The following is an 18,954-nucleotide window of genomic DNA, read 5'->3' on the forward strand; positions in this document are numbered from 1 at the left end:
TTGCAGCTGCACGCGTCGGACCCCGCTCACCTGCGCTGATCAGCACCGTGAGTTTCCTCCGGCCTGATCCGCCGGGCAGGCTCAGCGCTCGTACCGCTGAGGGTGTCCCTCCGGTTGTCGTACGCACAGTGCCGTACGGCCAAGAGGGCTGTCGGGTCGGAGCCGATCGGGCCACCGACCGGGCATCCTCATACGTGCGGCCCGTCGAATACTCGGCAGGCGCATTACCACCATACCCCGGAATCGCGCACTCGCGATGACCGATTCGGTCACGTAGTGGTTGTCACATCACCGGACCCGGTGCCGGACCCGGTCGTGCGCGTCGTCGGGGTCACACTGATTGACCAGGGACTTCCGCGGGGCGGCGAGCGGGCTATTGTGCGCTTCATGACGACCTCTGACAAGCCCGAGAACGCTGAGACTCCCGAGAATTCCGCCACCGGTATCGCGGCCCAGGACTGGGCCACGGCCTGTGCCGACCCGCAGTACCGCGCCGCTGTCGTGGACCTGCTGGGCGCCCTCGCGTACGGCGAGCTCGCCGCGTTCGAGCGGCTCGCGGAGGACGCCAAGCTGGCGCCCACCCTGGAGGACAAGGCGGAGCTGGCCAAAATGGCGTCCGCCGAGTTCCACCACTTCGAGCGGCTGCGGGACCGGCTCACGGAGATCGGGGCCGAGCCGACGGCCGCCATGGAGCCGTTCGTCGCGGCGCTGGACGGGTTCCACAAGCAGACGGCGCCCTCGGACTGGCTGGAGGGCCTGGTCAAGGCGTACGTCGGAGACTCGATCGCCAGCGACTTCTACCGCGAGGTCGCCGTACGGCTGGACTCCGACACCCGCGCGCTGGTGCTGGCGGTGCTCGACGACACCGGGCACGCCGGTTTCGCGGTGGAGCGGGTGCGGGCGGCGATCGACGCGGATCCGCGGGTGGGCGGTCGACTGGCGCTGTGGGCACGGCGGTTGATGGGGGAGGCGCTGTCGCAGTCGCAGCGGGTCGTCGCGGAGCGGGATGCGCTGTCGACGATGCTGGTGGGTGGCGTCGCCGACGGGTTCGATCTCGCGGAGGTCGGGAAGATGTTCTCGCGGATCACTGAGGCGCACACGAAGCGGATGGCTGCGCTGGGCCTGGCGGCGTAGCGCTTCGTGGGGGGTGGTTTCCGTCGTCGCGCGGCTGCGGGGCCGTTGTGGCTCGTCGCGCCCGCGCGGCGGAGCCGCATATCGATACAGCCCCGCGCCCCTGGGCAGCTCCGGCTTACGCCGTCGCTGATCGTCGGCGGAGGCGGGGTGAGGGGCGCAGGAGGAGGGACAGGGAAGCCGCTGAGACCACTGCCGCTCCCACCAGGGTGAGGACGACGCTGCTCGACTCCAGGGCGCCGGCCGTGAGGAAGGCGCCGAGCAGGGCGCCGGCCGCTCCGGTCGCCAGGACCAGGGTGGGGGCGGGCAGACGGTGGGAGAGGCGGTGGATCGCCGCCCAGGCGAGCGCGATGCCGAGCACAGCCGAGCCGAGCGCTTCCAAGATCATGCGGATCCCTCCCAGACGGCCGGGCTGTGCATCAGGGTCGTAGCCCGTCATACCCGTGACCTGCGGAATCCAATCCTCACCCGTGAGTGAGATGTGCTCCGTCCGTGGCGGAGAACGATCAGAGGGGCCCGGCGGCTTTTCCGTCGCCGGGCCCCTCTGACGTGCTGTCGACTACAGTGCGCCGAAGCCCACCTTGCGCGGTGCCGGCTCGCCCAGCTCGACATACGCGAGGCGGTCCGCCGGGACCAGGACCTTGCGGCCGTGCTCGTCCACGAGGCTGAGCAGCTGCGACTTCCCGGCCAGTGCCTCGGCCACCACGCGCTCGACCTCCTCGGCAGTCTGACCGCTCTCCAGAACGATCTCGCGGGGCGCGTGCTGCACGCCGATCTTGACCTCCACGGCTATGTCCCTCCGACGGTCACTGCGGTGCGCGGGCGTCCGCGCCGTACGCTGCACACATTAGCCCGGTGAGGGGACGGACACGGCGTGGCCGTCCACGCCAGGAGCGAACAGCGGCCGGGAACAATCCCCGGGGCGACGGACTCGGCGCCACTCGATGCCGCTCAGTGCTGCTCGGTGCCGTGCAGCGGGAAGCCGGCGATGCCGCGCCAGGCCAGCGAGGCCAGCAACTGGACCGCCTCGTCGCGCGGGACACTGCGGTCGCTGTTCAGCCAGGAACGGGCCACCACCTGGGCCAGCCCGCCGAGGCCGGAGGCGAGCAGCATGGCCTCCGCGGGCGAGAGGCCGGTGTCCTCGGCGATGACGTCGCGGATCGCCTCGGCACAGTCGTTCGTCACCTTGTCGACGCGCTCACGCACGGCGGGCTCGTTCGTCAGGTCGGACTCGAAGACCAGGCGGAAGGCGCCGCCGTCGTCCTCGACGTACGCGAAATAGGCGTCCATGGTCGCCCGGACACGCTGCTTGTTGTCGGTCGTCGACGCGAGCGCGTTCCGTACGGCCTGGATCAGGGACTCGCAGTGCTGGTCCAGCAGTGCGAGATAGAGGTCGAGTTTGCCCGGGAAGTGCTGGTAGAGCACCGGCTTGCTGACCCCGGCGCGCTCGGCGATGTCGTCCATCGCGGCGGAGTGGTAGCCCTGCGCCACGAAGACCTCCTGGGCGGCGCCCAGCAGCTGGTTCCGTCGGGCACGGCGCGGCAGGCGCGTGCCCCTCGGGCGTGCCGCCTCTGTCTGCTCGATGGCTGTCACGCCGCCTCCCAAAGTCGTCCACAGTCGTCCACATGCGGTGTGCCGCTGCGCCCGCCATCGTACTTTTCGGTAACCGCGGTGTGCGCAGTGCGAGCGCAGAATTTCACGGACCGGACAGCGGGAACAGTCACGCAAAACGTTTCAAACCGGAGTAGCCCGGGCAGAATGGCCCGGTTTCTCCGCCTCCGTGAGGTGCCGTCGTGAGTGGGGGGCGTCAGCGGTAGTCGTCCTCGTCCAGGGAGACGACCCGGGCCTGTTCGACGAGATCGGCCTCGTTCGCGCGGGCCGGGTCGACGTCCTCCATGGGGTCGTCCCGTTCGGGCTTGACGTCGGCGTGCTGTTCGGCGGCGTCGGTCTGCGGGGCTTCCACGTCGTACTCCGCGGGCACCTCCGTGTCGAGCTGCTCGAAGGTCTCGGGGTCGGTGGGGTCGACGGCCATGGTGGGCTCCCTTCCAACGGACATCCCTGAGAGAAGCAGGGGCCACACGCGGGTGCCCTGTGCTACGAGCCTAGGAGAACCGCGTTCCGGATGCCATGTCGGGTGCGCACTATCTGTGACGCCGAACACGTGAACCACGACGTGATCGTCTCGTAACATTGCGGCATGTCTTCGACCGAGCTGCCGTCAGTGCCGCCCACCAGTGTGCTGCCGAAGGCGGTGCCCGTCCGGGTCGCGGACGGTGAGCGGCTGAGGTCCGTCGGACTGCCCGGCGTCAGCCTGACGATCCGGTCGCGTCCCCCCGCGCGCGAGGGGCTCCAGCCCGCTCTCTACGTACACGGCCTCGGCGGTTCCTCGCAGAACTGGTCCGCCCTGATGGCGCTGCTCGACGGGGCCGTCGAGAGCGAGGCGGTCGACCTGCCCGGCTTCGGTGACTCCCCGCCGCCCGACGACGGCGACTACTCCGTCACCGCGCACGCGCGCGCGGTGATCCGTTATCTCGACGCGGTCGGCCGCGGGCCCGTCCATCTCTTCGGCAACTCGCTCGGCGGAGCCGTGTCGACGCGCGTCGCCGCCGTACGGCCCGACCTCGTGCGCACCCTGACCCTCGTCTCGCCCGCCCTGCCGGAGCTGCGCGTCCAGCGGACCGCCGTGCCGACGGGACTGCTCGGCGTACCCGGCGCGGCCGCGCTGTTCAGCCGGCTCACCCGAGAGTGGACGGCCGAGCAGCGGGTCCGGGGCGTCATGGCGTTGTGCTACGGCGACCCGGGGCGGGTGACGCCGGAGGCGTTCGAGCACGCCGTGGAGGAACTGGAGCGGCGGTTGCGACTGCCGTACTTCTGGGACGCGATGACCCGCTCCGCGCGCGGGCTCGTCAACGCGTACACCCTGGGCGGCCAACAGGGGCTCTGGCGCCAGGCCGAGCGCGTCCTCGCACCGACCCTGCTGGTCTACGGCGGGCGTGACCAACTGGTCGGCTTCCGCATGGCCCAGCGGGCCGCCCGCGCCTTCCGTGACTCCCGCCTGCTCACGCTGCCGGCCGCCGGACACGTGGCGATGATGGAGTACCCGGACACGGTCGCGACCGCGTTCCGCGAACTCCTCGCGACGACGTCCTCCGTGGGGAGCTGAGACGAGCGGTGGGACGCCACAGCCGACGGGGGCCTGCGCCCAAGAGTGCGCCGAAGGGTGCGCCCAGGAGCCAGCCGAGGAGTGAGCCCCGAAGCGAGTCCCAGGGGGATTCAGGGGGCGATAGGGGGAGCGCGGCGCCGCGGGGGCCCCAGCTGCCTCATCAGCAGGGGCGTCAGCAGCCTCAGGGGTCTCAGGGGTTTCAGGAGCCGAGGGGCTCCCGGGGTGACGGGGAGGGGTGGCACGGTGCGCCTCCGTACGGGGGTGGCACTCCCTTGTACGGCACGCCGGCGCGTGGGGTGCCGCGGTTTCCGGAGGGGGGTCCTGCGCGTGGGGTGCCGCGCTTTCCGGACGGGACCCCCGCCCATGGCATGCCGCGGCTGCCCGACGGTACCCCGGCGCACGGTACTCCCCGGCTGCCCGACGGCACGCCCGCGCATGGCTTTCCCCAGGTCCGTGGTGGTCACCCCGAGCAGCGGGAGTTCGGGGGCGGCTGGGGTGAGCTGGGGGGCGCTGGTGTGGCGACCGGGCCACAGCCCGTCGTACCCCGGCAGCGGCCGATGCACGGCTCCGGGCCGCGGCCGGAGTACCTGGACGCCTTCGACGAGGACGGCGACGTCTTCGGCCGGCGGCGTCAGGTGCCGACCGCCGGTGCGGGGATCCCGCACCCCTCCGTCGCCGACTGGGACGGGATCCCCGGTGATCCCGACGACGCGCCTCCGACCGGCGAGCCCGCTCCCTCCAGGGGCGGCAAGGGGCGTGCCTTCACCGGCATCGCAGCCGCCGCCGTCACCACCGTGCTCGCCGTGGTCGTGGCCGGGCAGGTCACCGACCGCCCGGACCGGGACGCGCGGTCGCAGGCGGCGGCCGACCAGGCGGCCAGGGACGCCCGCGATCCCGCCTCACGCGGCGACGACCGGCCGAGCCCGTCGGTGTCGCCCTCCGCGTCAGCCGAGGCGAAGCCACTGACGTACGAGCAGAAGATGGACGCCAAGTACGCGCTCAGCGCCACGCTCGACGGCTCGGGGAAGTTCGACGCCGTACCGGGGATCGCCAAGGCGCCGGGCAAGGGGCGGAAGTACACCTACCGCGTGGACGTCGAGCAGGGACTCGGCCTCGACGGGGAACTCTTCGCGCAGGCCGTGCAGAAGACGCTCAACGACGACCGCAGCTGGGCGCACAGCGGTGCCCGTACCTTCGAGCGGATCCACAGCGGCCGGCCGGACTTCGTCATCACCCTCGCCAGCCCCGGCACCACCGCCGACTGGTGTGCGAAGTCCGGGCTGGACACCACGGAGGACAATGTCTCCTGCGACTCGGCCGCCACCGACCGTGTGATGATCAACGCCTATCGATGGGCACAGGGCGCGGAGACGTACGGCGACGACATTCACGGCTACCGGCAGATGCTCATCAACCACGAGATCGGCCACCGGCTCGGCTACAACCATGTGACCTGCGACAAGAACGGCGAGCTGGCCCCGGTCATGCAGCAGCAGACCAAGTTCCTCGACCACGACGGCATCCGCTGCCTGCCCAACCCCTGGCCGTACCCGGGGAGCTGACGACCTCGCACTCGTGTGCGGGCCCGAGTAGTAGGTCTCCGCGAGTGACGGCCGTCACTTTTTGTGCGCATCTGATCTCTTAGCGCGACGGAACGCGACCCGCACGGGAAAGTTACGACCGTTCACCCCTTTTGGTGGCGCGACGGACAACCGTCCATCGCGCCACCGCCTTGTCCGCATACGTTCGTCCCGCTGCGAGCCGCCGGGTCAACGGCGGCTCCCCTAACGGGAGATCGGGGGTGCACTTGTGCGCATCGGACTGCTGACGGAGGGCGGCTATCCGTATGTGGGCGGTGACGCCGGACTGTGGTGCGACCGGCTCGTACGCGGGCTCGGGCAGCACGAGTTCGACGTCTACGCGCTCAGTCGCAGCGAAGAGCAGGAGGAGCGCGGTTGGGTCGAGCTTCCGCCGCAGGTCGCTCGCGTGCGCACGGCGCCGCTGTGGACGAACGGCCACGACGGGATCGCGTACGGGCGGCGCGCGCGCCGGCGCTTCGCCGAGTGCTACGGCGCACTGGTGGCCGCCCTGTGCGAGGGCGCCTCCGGCGAGCGGCCCTTCGTTGACGGCGAGCAGGATGGTCCCGCCCCTGAGGCGGACCGTTTCACCAACGCTCTGTACGGGCTCGCCGAGCTGGCGCACGAGGCGGGCGGGCTGTCGGGGGCGCTCCGCTCGGAGAGCGCGGTACGCGCCCTTGAGCGCGCCTGCCGCGCGCCTGGTGCGCCGCGCACGGCGCGTGAGGCGCGCGTGCCCGATCTGCTCGCCGTCACCGCACACCTGGAGCGCGCCCTGCGCCCCCTCTCGCTCGACTGGTACGAGGACGACGACCTGGGCGCCGTCGATCTGTGCCACGCGGCCTCCGGCGGGGCCGCGGCCCTGCCGGGGCTGCTCGCCCGGCACTTTTTGGGAGTGCCACTGCTGGTGACGGAGTACGGGGTGCGGCTTCGGACGCATTACCTGGCGGGCGGGGGGGCTTCCGGTTCCTTCGGTTCTTCGAGATCCTCCGGTTCTTCCGACTCCTCCGGTCCTTGCGGTTCTTCCGGTTCTTCCGGTTCTTCCGGGTCTTTCGGTGGGGAGGCTCCCGCCGTGCGGGCGCTGCTCGCCGCCTTCCACGGGCGGCTCGCCGCCGAGGTGTACCGGCAGGCCGCGTACATCACCCCCGGCAACGCACACACCCGTCGCTGGCAGGAGCGTTGCGGCGCCGACCGGGCCAAGCTGCGCACCGTCTACCCGGGTATGGACGCCACCCGCTTCGCCGAGGTGGGCGAGGCCCCGTACAGCGGCGACCCCGACACGCTGGTCTGGGTGGGGCGCGTGGAACCGACCAAGGACCTGGTGTCCCTGCTGCACGCCTTCGCCGAGGTGCGTAAGGAGGAGCCCAGGGCACGCCTGCGGATCATCGGCGCGCCGGTCGGGCCCGAGGGGGAGGCGTACCTGGGGCACTGCCGGGTGCTCGCCGCCCAGCTCTTCCCCGACGAGGCCGAGGGGCGCCACTGCGTCGGCGACAACCCGGTCTCCTTCGAGGAGATCGGCGGCCCCGAGGCGCCGACCCTCGCGGAGGCGTACGGCTCGGCTGCCGTAGTCGTGCTGTCCAGCGTCGTCGAGGGGTTCCCCCTCGGCCTTGTCGAGGCCATGTTCTGCGGGCGGGCGACCGTCTCGACCGACGTCGGCGCGGTCGTCGAGGCGATCGGCGGTACGGGGCTCGTCGTGCCGCCGCGCAATCCGCGGGCGCTCGCGGAGGCGTGCGTGGCGCTGCTGCGTGATCCCGAGCGCCGTGCGCGCCTGGGCGCGGCCGCCCGCGCTCGCGCGCTCGAACTGTTCACCGTCGAGCAGAACATCGCGGCGTTCCACGGCATCTATCTGGAGATCGTCGCGCAGTGCCCGGTCCGGAGAGTCGTCCTCGACGAGGCCGGTGAGCCGCTGCCGTTCGCCGTCCCGGCCGAGGCGCATGTCCCGGGCCGCTGGACGACCCTGACCTCCCGGGTCACCGCCCGGCGCAGCACGGGCTGGGCGGCGGGCCCGCCGGTACGGGGCACGGTGCCGGCCATGCCGGCGGGAGAGGGGGCCCGATGAGCGGCCTGGGAGAACTCGACCGCCCCGGCACCCCGGGAGGCCCCGGCGCGTGGGACGAGCGGTCGCGGGAGTGGGCTGCGGGGGAGCCGGTCGGGCCGGGGCGTCCGGGGGCGGGGGCAGTGGGGGACCCGACGGGGATGGGGGGAGCCGGGGAACCGCCCGAGTCGGGGCGGGGCGAGGCGGGGGTGCCAGGTGATGGGGGGAAGCCGAGTGGCTTGGGGACACGGAGTGAGTCCGGGGTGCGGAGTGGGCCCGGGGGGCCGAGTGGGCCCGGCGGGCCGAGTGGCTTGGGGACGCGGACTGAGCCGGGGGAGTCGGGCGAACCGGTTGAATCGGTTGAATCGGTTGAATCGGTTGACCTGGGTGAGTCGGAGCCGACGACGCTGAGGGAGCCCGGTGATCGGGCCCTCGGGCAGGCGCGAAGGCCCGCCGAGCAGCCCACCGCAGGCCCGAGCCGGCCCGCTGCGTGCCCAAGCCAGCCCCCAGCGAGCCGGAGCCAGCCCCCCGCGAGCCGGAACCAGGCCGCCACCCCCCGTCGTGGCGCAGCCGACCCCGTGAAGGCCCTGATGCACCGTCACCGTGTGCTGTGCGAGCGGGCCGTGGATCCGTTGGAGATCGCGGCGGGGCTGGAGGCGCACGGCGTCACCGACCGCACCGCTGCCCGCTTCCGGCACCGCGACGTCTTCTCCCTCGCGGAGGAGATGTACGCGCGCGTGCCGCGCGACGGCGACAACTCCACCCGCCCGGCACGCGCCGGTACCGACCGGACGGCTCAGGCGCCCGCGCCGGGCCCGGCCCCGGACGCGTCCCCGGGGCACCGGGTCGCCCTCGTCCTGCTGCCCCTGCTCCCCGGCGCGCTGTGCGCCGCGACCGCCGCCGGTCTGCGGCTCACCGACGGCCGCGCGCGCCTGGCTGTCGTCGCCGCCGGGACGCTCGCCCTCGCCCTCGCCCTGCGCGCGGTCCTGCGTCACGGCCCGCTCGGCCCGCGCGACCGTACCCGGCCCTCCCCACCCGGCACGGCCGCATCGACCTGGTGGCTGCTGGCCTACGCCGTCCTCGGCGACGGGCTGCTGGGCGCGGCCGTCGACGCGGGCCCGGAGGGCCTGCCCACCGGCGCCCCGGACAGCCCCTGGCCGGTCGCCGTCGCCCCGCTGCTCGCCCTCGCCCTGGCCTGCGCGCCCGCCGCCTGGTGCGCGCACCTCTTCGCCGTACGCGCCGGGCGCAGACTGGCCGCCAGCCGCGGCCTGGAGGAGTTCGCCGCCTCCGTACGACCGCTGCTGCTCGGCACGGTCGCCGGGTACGCGGTCGCGCTCACCGCACTGACCGGCCTGTGCACCAAGGCCCTGGACGAACCCTCCGCCTACGCGGAGACGCTGACCCTCGGCACCGTTCTGCTGCTTGCCCGCCTCCTCGCCATGCACGGCTTCACCCATGCGCCGAAGGTCGTCCTCACGGCCGCCGCCGTCGCCGAGGCGGGCGCCCTGGCCACCGTCTTCGCGGGCCGGCTGCCCGGCTGCGGCTTCCTCACCGCCCCCGTCGACGTCCTGGTGGGCGCCTGCGGGCCGGCCGGCGTACCGGCGCTCGTCTGCGGAGCGGGCGCCCTGACCCTGCTGATCCACGCCACCCGCACCCTGACCAAGGCATCGGCCCACGCTCGCGCGGACCGACCGTGACGACGTACGGCGCTCCCCCACCGCCCCTTGTGCAGGCAACCGCAACACCCTTGAAGGAGAGACCAGATGACCACCTCCCGATCCGGAGCGACCGGAGCGCACACCCCGGGAGCCGCACGATGAGGGTCCTGCTGATCGGAGCCAACGGCTACCTCGGCCGCTTCGTCGCCGACCGTCTGCTCGCCGACCCGGCCGTCCAGCTCACCGCGCTCGGCCGCGGCGACGACGCCGACGTCCGCTTCGACCTGGCGACCGGCAGCCCCGGCGCGCTCACCCGCTTCCTCGACGCGGTCCACCCCCAGGTCGTCATCAACTGCGCCGGCGCCACCCGCGGCGGCGCCCGCGAACTGACCCGGCACAACACCGTGGCCGTCGCCACCGTGTGCGAGGCCCTGCGGCGCAGCGGCTGCGGGGCCCGGCTGGTGCAGATCGGCTGCGGCGCCGAGTACGGCCCGAGCCAGCCCGGCTCGTCCACCGCCGAGGACGCCGTGCCGCGCCCCGGCGGCCCGTACGGCGTCAGCAAGCTCGCCGCGACGGAACTCGTCCTCGGCTCGGGGCTCGACGCGGTGGTGTTGCGCGTCTTCTCGCCCGTCGGGCCGGGCACCCCCGCCGGTTCCCCGCTCGGCCGGCTCGCCGAGGCGATGCGCCGCGCCATGCAGTCCGGCGACGGCGAACTCAAGCTCGGCGGCCTCGGCGCGCAGCGCGACTTCGTCGACGTCCGCGACGTCGCCCGCGCCGTGCACGCCGCCTCGCTCTCCGCCGCCCAGGGCGTCATCAACATCGGCTCCGGTCGCGCCGTCCGGCTGCGGGACGCCGCCGCGACGCTGGCGCGCGTCGCCGGGTACGGCGGCGCCCTCCACGAACTCGACGGCCCACCCGGCGCCCTGCGCGCCCCCATCGGCCACCCCCGCCACGACCCCGACCACCCGGCGCCGGTCGCGTACCCGTACCCGGACGGCTGTGGCAGCTGGCAGCAGGCCGATGTGCGCACCGCGCGCGACCGGCTCGGCTGGCGGCCGCGCATCAACCTCGAAGAGTCCCTCGCCGACATCTGGATGGAGGCGGCATGCCGTATCTGACCAGCACCGCGACCGACGCCCGGACCACCGAGCGCCATGCGGGCCTCGGCATGCCCGGCCTGGCCCACCCTCTGCTCGCCCCCGCCGAGTGGGGCGAACTCGCCCGCCCCGGCGCCCCGCTTCACTGGGTCGTCCTCAACGTCGCCGACGGTCCCGGCGCCCGACCCGACCCGCACTGCCTGGAGGCGGCGGGCCGGTTGCGCAGCGTCGGCGTGCGCGTCCTCGGCCACCTCGACGCCGCCCACCGCGCCCGCGCCGACCTGCTCTCCGAGGCCCACCGGTACACCGACTGGTACCAGGTCGACGGCTTCCTCCTGGACCGCTGCCCCGACACCGGCGACGCGCTCCCGGAGGTGCGCCGCACGGTCGCCGCGCTGCGCGGCCTGCGTGACGAGTCCCACATCGTCCTCGGCCACGGCACCCACCCGCACCCCGGCTACGCCGAGACCTGCGACCAACTGGTCACCTTCTGCGGCGCCTGGGCCGACTACCGCTGGTCGCAGGTGGCGGAGTGGACCGCCGACCATCCGCCGGAGCGCTTCTGCCACTTCGTGCACGGGGTGCCCCGCCCGCACCTGGACGAGGCGTTGCGCATCGCCCGCTGGCAGGGCGCGGCCACCATCTGGTTCACCGACCGCAGCGACGGCGGCGGCCGGGTCGACCCGTGGGAGACCATGCCCGGCTACTGGGACGAAATTGTCTCGCGGATCGGAACGGGTGTCTCGGAATGAAAAAGCCCATGGCACTGTTACGGGAAGAACAACCGTACTTATTGACCGACCAACGGAGTCCCCGTGTCGCTGCCACCGCTGGTAGAGCCAGCCGCTGAGCTCACCGTAGACGAGGTCCGCAGGTACTCCCGCCACCTGATCATCCCCGACGTGGGGATGGACGGGCAGAAGCGGCTGAAGAACGCGAAGGTGCTCTGCGTGGGCGCCGGCGGCCTCGGCTCGCCGGCGTTGATGTACCTGGCCGCCGCAGGTGTGGGCACCCTCGGCATCGTGGAGTTCGACGAGGTCGACGAGTCGAACCTGCAGCGCCAGATCATCCACAGCCAGTCCGACATCGGCCGCTCCAAGGCCGAGTCCGCCCGTGACTCCGTCAAGGGCATCAACCCGTACGTGAACGTGATCCTTCACGAGGAGCGGCTCGAGGCCGACAACGTGATGGACATCTTCAGCCAGTACGACCTGATCGTCGACGGCACGGACAACTTCGCGACCCGCTACCTGGTCAACGACGCCTGCGTGCTGCTGAACAAGCCGTACGTCTGGGGCTCGATCTACCGCTTCGACGGCCAGGCGTCCGTCTTCTGGTCCGAGCACGGCCCCTGCTACCGCTGCCTCTACCCGGAGCCCCCGCCCCCCGGCATGGTCCCCTCCTGCGCCGAGGGCGGCGTGCTGGGCGTGCTGTGCGCGTCCATCGGCTCCATCCAGGTCACCGAGGCCATCAAGGTCCTCACCGGCACCGGTGAGCCCCTGGTCGGCCGGCTGATGATCTACGACGCCCTGGAGATGCAGTACCGCCAGGTGAAGGTCCGCAAGGACCCGGGCTGCGCGGTCTGCGGCGAGAACCCGACGGTCACCGAGCTCATCGACTACGAGGCGTTCTGCGGCGTGGTCTCCGAGGAGGCCCAGGCGGCGGCCGCCGACTCCACGATCACTCCCAAGCAGCTCAAGGAGTGGATCGACGACGGTGAGAACATCGAGATCATCGACGTCCGCGAGCCGAACGAGTACGAGATCGTCTCCATCCCGGGCGCCAAGCTCATCCCGAAGAACGAGTTCCTGCTCGGCACCGCCCTGGAAGGCATGCCGCAGGACAAGAAGATCGTCTTGCATTGCAAGACGGGCGTCCGCAGTGCGGAAGTCCTCGCCGTACTGAAGTCCGCGGGCTTCGCCGACGCCGTCCACGTCGGCGGCGGCGTCATCGGCTGGGTCAACCAGATCGAACCGCACAAGCCGGTCTACTGAGCCCCGGCTGGACCAGCTCGTCCGGCTCGTCCGCGTCGGCTGTCGGCGGGGGCCTCGCGCACCACGGGTGCCCGGGGCCCCCGCCGTCGTCATGAGCAGACCTTGCCGTCCTTCGGCACGGTGCCCTTCAGCAGGTAGGCGTCCACCGTCGAGTCGACGCAGTCGCTGCCGCTGCCGTACGCCCCATGGCCCTCGCCCTCCCAGGTGAGCAGCACACCGACGCCCTTGCCCAGCTCGTCGGCCATCCGCCGGGCGCCCTCGTACGGCGTCGCCGGGTCCCCGGTGTTGCCGACCAGCAGGATCGGTGCCGCGCCCGGTGCGCTCACGTCCGGTGTGTCGAACTGTCCGGCCACCGGCCAGTCGTGGCACCACCCGGCCGTGTCCCAGCCGAGGAAGGCGCCGAACACGGGCGAGATCTTCTCGAACTCCGGCAGCCGCTTCCTCGTCTCCTCCTGCGTCGGCCGCTGCCGCTGGTCCAGGCACGATATGACCCGCTGCGAGTGGGTCGTCGTGCCGTAGCGGCCCGAGGCGTCACGGTCGTTGTAGGCGTCGGCGAGCGAGAGCAGCTCCGAGCCGTCGCCCTGTTCGGCCGCCCTGAGCGCACTGGTCAGGCTCGGCCAGCCGGCCTCGCTGTACAGCGGCAGCACGATGCCGGTGATCGCGAGCGTCTCCGTCAGCTTCCGCCCGGACGACGTCGGCAGCGGCTCGGCGTCGATCCGATCGAGCAGGTCGGCGATCTTCCGGGTGCCCGTGGCGGGGTCCTGGCCCGTGGACCTGAGGTAGTTCTCAAGAGCCCGCTGGAAGCCCCGGGCCTGGTTCTGCGCGTGGCCCACCGAGTCGGCGGTCGGGTCGACGACCGCGTCCAGGAGCAGCCGTCCCACGTTCTTCGGGAACAGGTGGGCGTACACACCGCCCAGTTCGGTGCCGTAGGAGATGCCGAAGTAGTGCATCTTCGAGTCGCCGAGAACCTGGCGCATCAGGTCCATGTCGCGGGCGCTGTCGGTGGTCGACACGTGGGCCATCAGGTCACCTGCGGCCTTCTGGCAGCCCTTGCCGAAGTCGGCGGCGTCCGCGAAGTACGCGGTCTCCTCGGCCGGGGTGTCCGGGGTCGCGTCGACCGACTCGGCGGCCTGGATCTCCTTGTCGCCACGGCAGCGCACGCCCTCACTGGCGCCCACCCCGCGCGGATCCCAGCTGACCAGGTCGTAGCGCTGGTGCAGCGAGGAGACCGTCGAGGCGTAGGCCGGCAGCGTCGACACCCCGGAGCCGCCGGGCCCACCGAAGTTGAACAGCAGCGACCCGATGCGGTCCCCTCCCCGCGCCTTGGCGCGCACCAGCGCCAGGTCGATCGTCCGGCCCCCCGGATCGGCCCAGTTCAGCGGTGCCTTCAGCGTCGCGCACTGCCACTCGTCGCCCGGCGCACCGGAACCCTTGCAGCGGCCCCAGTCGAGCTTCTGTCCGGTCAGCGAGGCCGGCAGCGCGGCCACGCTCGCCGAGGCACTCGCCGACGGCGGCGCGGAGCTCGCCGGCTTCCGGTCCGCAGACTTCCTGTCGTCTCCGTCGCCCGACGAGCCGCCTCCGCAGCCGGTCATCAGCAGTGCGGCGGCGGCACCGAGCGCCGTCCACCGTACGAAACGCGCCATGTGCGTCCCCCCTTGCAGGCCGTCCGCACCGTGCGGCGAACGGCGGTCAGGCCATGGTATGCGGATCACGCCAGCCGCGGCGGAGCCTGTGGATAACTCTCTGACCTGCTGGTTCTCCTGTGAGCTGAGTGGCTTTCAGGAGCAGACTGTCCCGGCGGCCGGCACCTTCCCGTCCAGCAGGTAGCCGTTGATCGCGTCCTGCACGCACTTGTTCCCGCTGTCGTACGCGCCGTGCCCCTGCCCCCGGTACGTCAGCTCGATCCCGACGCCCTCACCCAGCGCGGCGGCCATCTTCCGCATCCCCTCGTACGGGGTGGCCGGGTCGCCGGTGTTGCCCACGACGAGGATCGGAGCCGATCCCGGGGCGCTGACGTCCGGGTGGTCGGCGGCCCCGGCCACCGGCCAGTCGGTGCAGCCCACCATGCCCCAGGCCAGGAAGTCCCCGAACAGGTTGGAGGCCGCCCGGAACTCCGGCAGCCTGCGCTCGACGTGCTCGGCGGAGTAGCGCGGCCTGTCGTCGGCGCAGTTGATGGACACGTTGGCGGCGGCGAGGTTGCTGTACTCGCCGTTCTCCCGGCGGCCGTTCAGCGAGTCGGACAGCAGCATGAGGATTCTGCCGTCCCCGGCGTAAGCCTGCGCCAGGCCCTCGGTCAGGTACTCCCAGAAGTCCTTCGAGTACAGCGCCTGCGCGATGCCGTTGGTCGCGGCGCTCTGGGTCAGTTCGCGCGGGAAGATCCCGGGCAGAGGATTGCTGTCGAGGCCCTTCAGCAGCTTGGCGATACGGTCCTTCACGTCCTGCGGGGTGTCCCCGACGGGGCAGTCCTCGATCTGCGAGGTGCAGTCCTCGGCGAAGTTGTCGAGCGCGCGCTGGAAGCCCCTGGCCTGTCCGAGGGAGCCCTGTTCGGGTGTCTGCGTGGGGTCGACGACCGCGTCGAAGACGGCCCGCCCGACGTTCCTCGGGAACAGATGGGCGTACACACCGCCCAGCTCGGTGCCGTAGGAGATGCCGAAGTAGTACAGCCGGTCGTCGCCGAGGAGGTGGCGCATCAGGTCCATGTCGCGGGCCGCGTCGGTGGTGGCCACATGGGGCAGCACCTTCTTGGAGTTCTTCTCGCAGGCCGCGTTGAACTCCTTGGTGTTGTCCAGCAGCGCGGTGCGCTCCGCCGCGTCGTCCGGTGTCATGTCCTGCTGGAAGTAGGCGTCGAGCTGCTGGTCGTTCTCGCACCTCACACCGGCGCTGCGGCCGACACCGCGCGGGTCGAAGCTCACCAGGTCGTAGCGGGTGCGCAGTTTCGCGTAGTCCTCGCCGAACGCGGGCAGCGCGGTGACGCCCGAGCCGCCCGGACCGCCGAAGTTGAACACCAGTGAGCCGATGCGCTCGCTCGCCTCGCCGTCGGCCCGGGCGCGGATCAGGGCGATGCCGATCCTGTCGCCCTCCGGATCGTCCCAGTCCAGGGGCGCCTTCATGGTGGCGCACTCCCAGCGGGTGCCGTCGGGCAGTGGCGAGGGGGCGCTGCCGCCGCCCTCCGCCTGGGACGGCTTCGGGCAGTCCTTCCAGCTCAGCGTCTGCTCCGTCAGCTCCTCGTCCTCGGAGCCGTCATCGCCGCACCCCGCCACCAGGGAGGACAGCAGAACGGCGGTGGCGGTCAGAACGGCGGCGCGCCGACGGGAGCGGTGGGGCATGCCCTCATCCTGGGGCCGCGCACCCACACGCGCGCGGGGCACGAGCCGTACGAGGGATCGCGCCCTTGCGCTCTCCTGTGCCGTTGAGAGCCTCACGGATGCGTGCCCTGGAGAGCGCCTTGGCGGATGCGTGCCCTAGAGAGCGCCCTTGCGGGTGAGGTGGTTGAACGCCAGCCAGCCCGGCAGCACCGGCAGCCACAGCGTCAGCAGCCGGAACAGCAGGACGGCGGGCGCCGCGACCTCCTTGGGCAGGCCGACGGCGATCAGACCGACCGTCAGGGTGGCCTCCACCGCGCCCACACCGCCCGGTGTCGGTGCGGCCGAGCCCAGCGCGTTGCCGGCGAGGAAGACGACGGCGACGCTGGCGATGCTGATCGAGGTCTCCTCGGTGCCGAAGGCGCGGATCGAGGCGTCCAGGCACATCACGAAGCAGGCCGTCAGCAGCAGCATGCCGCCGATGCCGGTGAGCAGCTTCTGCGGCCGCTGCAGCACATCCAGCATGCGCGGCACGACACCCGCGAACAGCGACCTCACGCGCGTGACGACGAACTTTCGCAGGAACGGCACCGACGTCACCACGAGCACCAGCACCGCCACCGTGAGCAGACCGGCGATGACCGTCCGGGACGGCGACAGCGACGGCGTCTTCTCGGTGCCGGTCAGATAGCCGAAGGACAGCAGCATCAGGATGTGCGCGCCGAGCCCGAACAGCTGCGAGGCGCCCACACTCGCCACCGCGAGCCCCGGCCGCACGCCCGCGCGCTGCAGAAATCGCGTGTTGAGCGCCACCCCGCCCACCGCGGCCGGTGCCACGATCTTCACGAACGACCCGGCGACCTGCGCCGCCACCGTCCGCGGGAAGGGCACCCGCTCCGGCACGAACCCCAGCAGCGCCATCGCCGCCGCCACATAGGTCAGCGCCGAGAACAGCACGGCCGCCGCGACCCAGCCCCACTCGGCGTTGGCCACCAGCGGCCCGAACTCGATGTGCGTGAGCTGGGTCAGCAGGAAGTACGCGCCGATGGCGCCGGCGATGAAGCTGATCAGCGTGCGCGGCCGAACCCGCTCCAGCCGGGCCGGCTCGACCGGCGCCTGCGGGCGGATCCGCAGCACCTCGTGCCGGATCTGCGTCAGCGGGTCCTCCTCGCGGGCCTCCTCCAGCCGCTCGTCGATGGCCCGCTTCTCGGCCCGCGCCTGCGCGCGTACGGCCTTCTTGTCCGCCTTCTCCGGTACGGCCTCGGCGGCCCCCTCCTCCGCCCCCTCAAGCCGGGACTGCCGGGACTGCCGGGACGCCTCCAGGACCGCCTCACGCTCCCGCTGAGCCCGCTCCCGGGCCAGTCGGCGCAGCCTCGCGCGCGTGGAGCGCGTCAACGCGATCGGCTGGAGCATCGGCAGACAGTCCGCCACCGTGTCCGGGCCCAGCACGGCGACCGCCGACGCCACCGCCCGCTCGGCACCCACCCGCAGGGCGAGCGTCGTCACCAGCTGGGCGATGTCCATGCGCAGCAGCAGCTCGCCCGCCGCGATCTCGCCGCCGCGCAGATCGGTGAGGACCACCGTGCCGGAACGATCCACCAGAATCGCGTCGCCCGACAGCCGCCGGTGCGCGATCCGCCGCGACTGCAGCGCCCGCACCTGGCGCCAGGCGTTGTGCAGCAGCTCGTCGGTGATCTCCTCGTCCGCCAGCGAGTCCAGGGTGCGCCCGCCGCTGTGCTCGTAGACGAGCATCACGGCGTCCGGACCGAGCTCGCTGGTGGCGATCAGCTTCGGCGCGTTGGCGCCGGCCGCGATCGCCGCGTACGCCAGCAGCGCCTCCTGCTCCAGCGCCTGGCGCAGCGACTGCAGGCTGGAGCGGGTGGCGAAGCCGCGCAGGGTCAGATTGCGCCACGCGCGGTAGAAGAAGCCCTGCGCCTGCTGCTCCCGGTCGACGACCGTGACGTCCAGCGGCGGACCGTCCTCCAGGGTGACGAAGTAGCGCCGGCCGCGGTCGCCGTTCTCCGCGTCCAGCGTCTCGTCGCGCGCCGCGCTCACCGGGCGGAAGCCGACCGTGCGCAGACCCGCCATCAGGGTGCGCCCGGTGGGCCGTACGTTGGGCGAGCCGACGGCGTACAGGGTGCCGTAGGCCACGCTCCAGCCGATCAGCACCGTCAGGATGATCGAGAAGGGCGTGGTGTAGCCGGTGACGAGCATCGAGAACGCGTCGAGCAGCAGCACCATCCACAGCACCGCGCGCCAGCGCGGCCGGCGCGACATGCCCACGGCCGTCATGTACGCGATGACCGGGGCGAGATAGCCGTGCACCGGATCGGTCAGGGCGTTGATGTCGCCGGGCGAGGGCTGGGTGAGCGCCTCCTGGATCGAGTCCGGCGCGGCCTTGGCGACCCAGAGATCCGTCGCCAGGGTGACCCCGTGGGCGAGGACCGCCGCGAGCACGCCGTCGGCGATGCGCAGGCCGTCCCGTTTGATCAGCCGCTCGATCGCGAACGCGACCGGCACCAGCAGGATCGCGATGCTGGAGCCCAGCCCCGCGATCTTGATGAGCAGGTCGGGTGCCTGACCGGTGCCCTTGTTGATGTCCTGTTCGAGGCCCGAGGTGGTGCCGTGCGCGAACGCGGCGATCGCGATCAGGACCACGACCGCCAGCACACCGATCAGCAGGCGCATCAGGTCGGACGGGCGATGCACGCGCGCGGGGAGGAGCGGTTCGTCGCCCTCCACCTCATCGATGTGCGTCACCTCGACGGGGCCCGTCTCCTTCGCGGGCGGCCCGTCCGATCCTGCCTTGCGACCCCCGCTGTCCCGGGCGTCCGCGGTCTCCGGGGCGTCCCCGGTGGGCGGGCGCGACGCAGCATCAGAGGTGCCCTCCGCGTCCTCGGGATGCACACCCTGCTGCTTCATCGTCTCTTCTTGGTCTCGAATCACCGGTCACCGCCCGCACGATGGTGGCATGTCCCACCGGCCCACGGGGGCATCAGG

At 72.2% G+C, this 18,954-nt stretch carries 15 protein-coding genes; 8 read left to right on the forward strand and 7 right to left on the reverse strand.

Annotation, left to right across the window (positions count from 1 at the left end; all coding sequences use genetic code 11):
• The first annotated feature begins 378 nt into the window (after window positions 1-378).
• Entirely contained in the window at window positions 379-1,134 is a 756-nt protein-coding gene (locus ACH5AC_RS02735) for a ferritin-like fold-containing protein (RefSeq protein WP_398859752.1), read from the forward strand.
• Window positions 1,135-1,249: 115 nt separating this feature from the next.
• Here ACH5AC_RS02735 and ACH5AC_RS02740 read toward each other — a convergent pair whose 3' ends face one another.
• The 4 genes from ACH5AC_RS02740 to ACH5AC_RS02755 all read right to left on the reverse strand — a co-directional run bounded on the left by ACH5AC_RS02740 (window position 1,250) and on the right by ACH5AC_RS02755 (window position 3,163).
• Window positions 1,250-1,519, reverse strand: coding sequence for a hypothetical protein (locus tag ACH5AC_RS02740; RefSeq protein ID WP_398859753.1), 270 nt, complete (start codon window positions 1,517-1,519; stop codon window positions 1,250-1,252).
• Window positions 1,520-1,690: 171 nt separating this feature from the next.
• Window positions 1,691-1,918, reverse strand: coding sequence for a DUF3107 domain-containing protein (locus tag ACH5AC_RS02745; RefSeq protein ID WP_398859754.1), 228 nt, complete (start codon window positions 1,916-1,918; stop codon window positions 1,691-1,693).
• Between the two features lie 164 nt (window positions 1,919-2,082).
• On the reverse strand, window positions 2,083-2,724 hold the full coding sequence (locus tag ACH5AC_RS02750) for a TetR/AcrR family transcriptional regulator (protein ID WP_398859755.1): 642 nt from the start codon (window positions 2,722-2,724) through the stop codon (window positions 2,083-2,085).
• Window positions 2,725-2,938: 214 nt separating this feature from the next.
• Window positions 2,939-3,163: a hypothetical protein gene (locus ACH5AC_RS02755; protein ID WP_398859756.1), complete on the reverse strand. Its 225-nt coding sequence runs from the start codon at window positions 3,161-3,163 to the stop codon at window positions 2,939-2,941.
• Between the two features lie 165 nt (window positions 3,164-3,328).
• On the opposite strand from ACH5AC_RS02755, the gene ACH5AC_RS02760 reads away from it, so the two are divergent.
• From ACH5AC_RS02760 to moeZ, 7 genes are all read left to right on the forward strand, one after another.
• The gene (locus ACH5AC_RS02760; protein ID WP_398859757.1) at window positions 3,329-4,294 is read left to right on the forward strand and encodes an alpha/beta fold hydrolase; all 966 of its coding nucleotides are present in this window, start codon (window positions 3,329-3,331) and stop codon (window positions 4,292-4,294) included.
• 8 nt (window positions 4,295-4,302) lie between these two features.
• Window positions 4,303-5,856, forward strand: coding sequence for a DUF3152 domain-containing protein (locus ACH5AC_RS02765; protein ID WP_398859758.1), 1,554 nt, complete (start codon window positions 4,303-4,305; stop codon window positions 5,854-5,856).
• Between the two features lie 247 nt (window positions 5,857-6,103).
• Complete coding sequence (locus ACH5AC_RS02770) at window positions 6,104-7,927, forward strand: DUF3492 domain-containing protein (protein WP_398859759.1); 1,824 nt, start codon at window positions 6,104-6,106, stop codon at window positions 7,925-7,927.
• Window positions 7,928-8,064: 137 nt separating this feature from the next.
• Complete coding sequence (locus ACH5AC_RS02775; protein WP_398860066.1) at window positions 8,065-9,600, forward strand: hypothetical protein; 1,536 nt, start codon at window positions 8,065-8,067, stop codon at window positions 9,598-9,600.
• A gap of 119 nt (window positions 9,601-9,719) precedes the next feature.
• Complete coding sequence (locus ACH5AC_RS02780; protein ID WP_398859761.1) at window positions 9,720-10,679, forward strand: NAD-dependent epimerase/dehydratase family protein; 960 nt, start codon at window positions 9,720-9,722, stop codon at window positions 10,677-10,679.
• On the forward strand, window positions 10,667-11,410 hold the full coding sequence (locus tag ACH5AC_RS02785) for a spherulation-specific family 4 protein (protein WP_398859762.1): 744 nt from the start codon (window positions 10,667-10,669) through the stop codon (window positions 11,408-11,410). The genes ACH5AC_RS02780 and ACH5AC_RS02785 overlap by 13 nt, the downstream gene beginning before the upstream one ends.
• A 63-nt stretch (window positions 11,411-11,473) precedes the next feature.
• A complete protein-coding gene (gene moeZ, locus ACH5AC_RS02790) occupies window positions 11,474-12,652 on the forward strand; it encodes an adenylyltransferase/sulfurtransferase MoeZ (RefSeq protein ID WP_398859763.1) in 1,179 nt (392 codons plus the stop codon).
• Between the two features lie 89 nt (window positions 12,653-12,741).
• Here the strand turns inward: moeZ and ACH5AC_RS02795 are convergent, their stop codons facing one another.
• The 3 genes from ACH5AC_RS02795 to ACH5AC_RS02805 form a co-directional block, all read right to left on the reverse strand.
• Window positions 12,742-14,295, reverse strand: coding sequence for an alpha/beta hydrolase (locus ACH5AC_RS02795; RefSeq protein ID WP_398859764.1), 1,554 nt, complete (start codon window positions 14,293-14,295; stop codon window positions 12,742-12,744).
• Between the two features lie 135 nt (window positions 14,296-14,430).
• The gene (locus tag ACH5AC_RS02800; RefSeq protein WP_398859765.1) at window positions 14,431-15,978 is read right to left on the reverse strand and encodes an alpha/beta hydrolase; all 1,548 of its coding nucleotides are present in this window, start codon (window positions 15,976-15,978) and stop codon (window positions 14,431-14,433) included.
• A 135-nt stretch (window positions 15,979-16,113) separates the two neighbouring features.
• Window positions 16,114-18,876 carry a YbhN family protein gene (locus ACH5AC_RS02805; RefSeq protein WP_398859767.1) on the reverse strand — a complete coding sequence of 921 codons (2,763 nt, stop codon included), beginning with the start codon at window positions 18,874-18,876 and terminating at the stop codon, window positions 16,114-16,116.
• Between the last annotated feature and the right edge of the window lie 78 nt (window positions 18,877-18,954).

The sequence above is a fragment of the Streptomyces sp. NPDC018693 genome (genome assembly GCF_044391385.1).
In the GTDB taxonomy this organism is placed as follows: Bacteria; Actinomycetota; Actinomycetes; order Streptomycetales; family Streptomycetaceae; genus Streptomyces.

What these genes read in the sequence shown, in the direction of transcription:
- ACH5AC_RS02775 (WP_398860066.1), top strand. Translation starts at nt 8,065, where the DNA reads ATGGGGGGAGCCGGGGAACCGCCCGAGTCGGGGCGGGGCGAGGCGGGG.
- ACH5AC_RS02760 (WP_398859757.1), top strand. Translation starts at nt 3,329, where the DNA reads ATGTCTTCGACCGAGCTGCCGTCAGTGCCGCCCACCAGTGTGCTGCCG.
- ACH5AC_RS02800 (WP_398859765.1), bottom strand. Translation starts at nt 15,978, where the DNA reads ATGCCCCACCGCTCCCGTCGGCGCGCCGCCGTTCTGACCGCCACCGCC.
- ACH5AC_RS02795 (WP_398859764.1), bottom strand. Translation starts at nt 14,295, where the DNA reads ATGGCGCGTTTCGTACGGTGGACGGCGCTCGGTGCCGCCGCCGCACTG.
- ACH5AC_RS02780 (WP_398859761.1), top strand. Translation starts at nt 9,720, where the DNA reads ATGAGGGTCCTGCTGATCGGAGCCAACGGCTACCTCGGCCGCTTCGTC.
- ACH5AC_RS02805 (WP_398859767.1), bottom strand. Translation starts at nt 18,876, where the DNA reads ATGAAGCAGCAGGGTGTGCATCCCGAGGACGCGGAGGGCACCTCTGAT.
- ACH5AC_RS02785 (WP_398859762.1), top strand. Translation starts at nt 10,667, where the DNA reads ATGCCGTATCTGACCAGCACCGCGACCGACGCCCGGACCACCGAGCGC.
- ACH5AC_RS02755 (WP_398859756.1), bottom strand. Translation starts at nt 3,163, where the DNA reads ATGGCCGTCGACCCCACCGACCCCGAGACCTTCGAGCAGCTCGACACG.
- ACH5AC_RS02740 (WP_398859753.1), bottom strand. Translation starts at nt 1,519, where the DNA reads ATGATCTTGGAAGCGCTCGGCTCGGCTGTGCTCGGCATCGCGCTCGCC.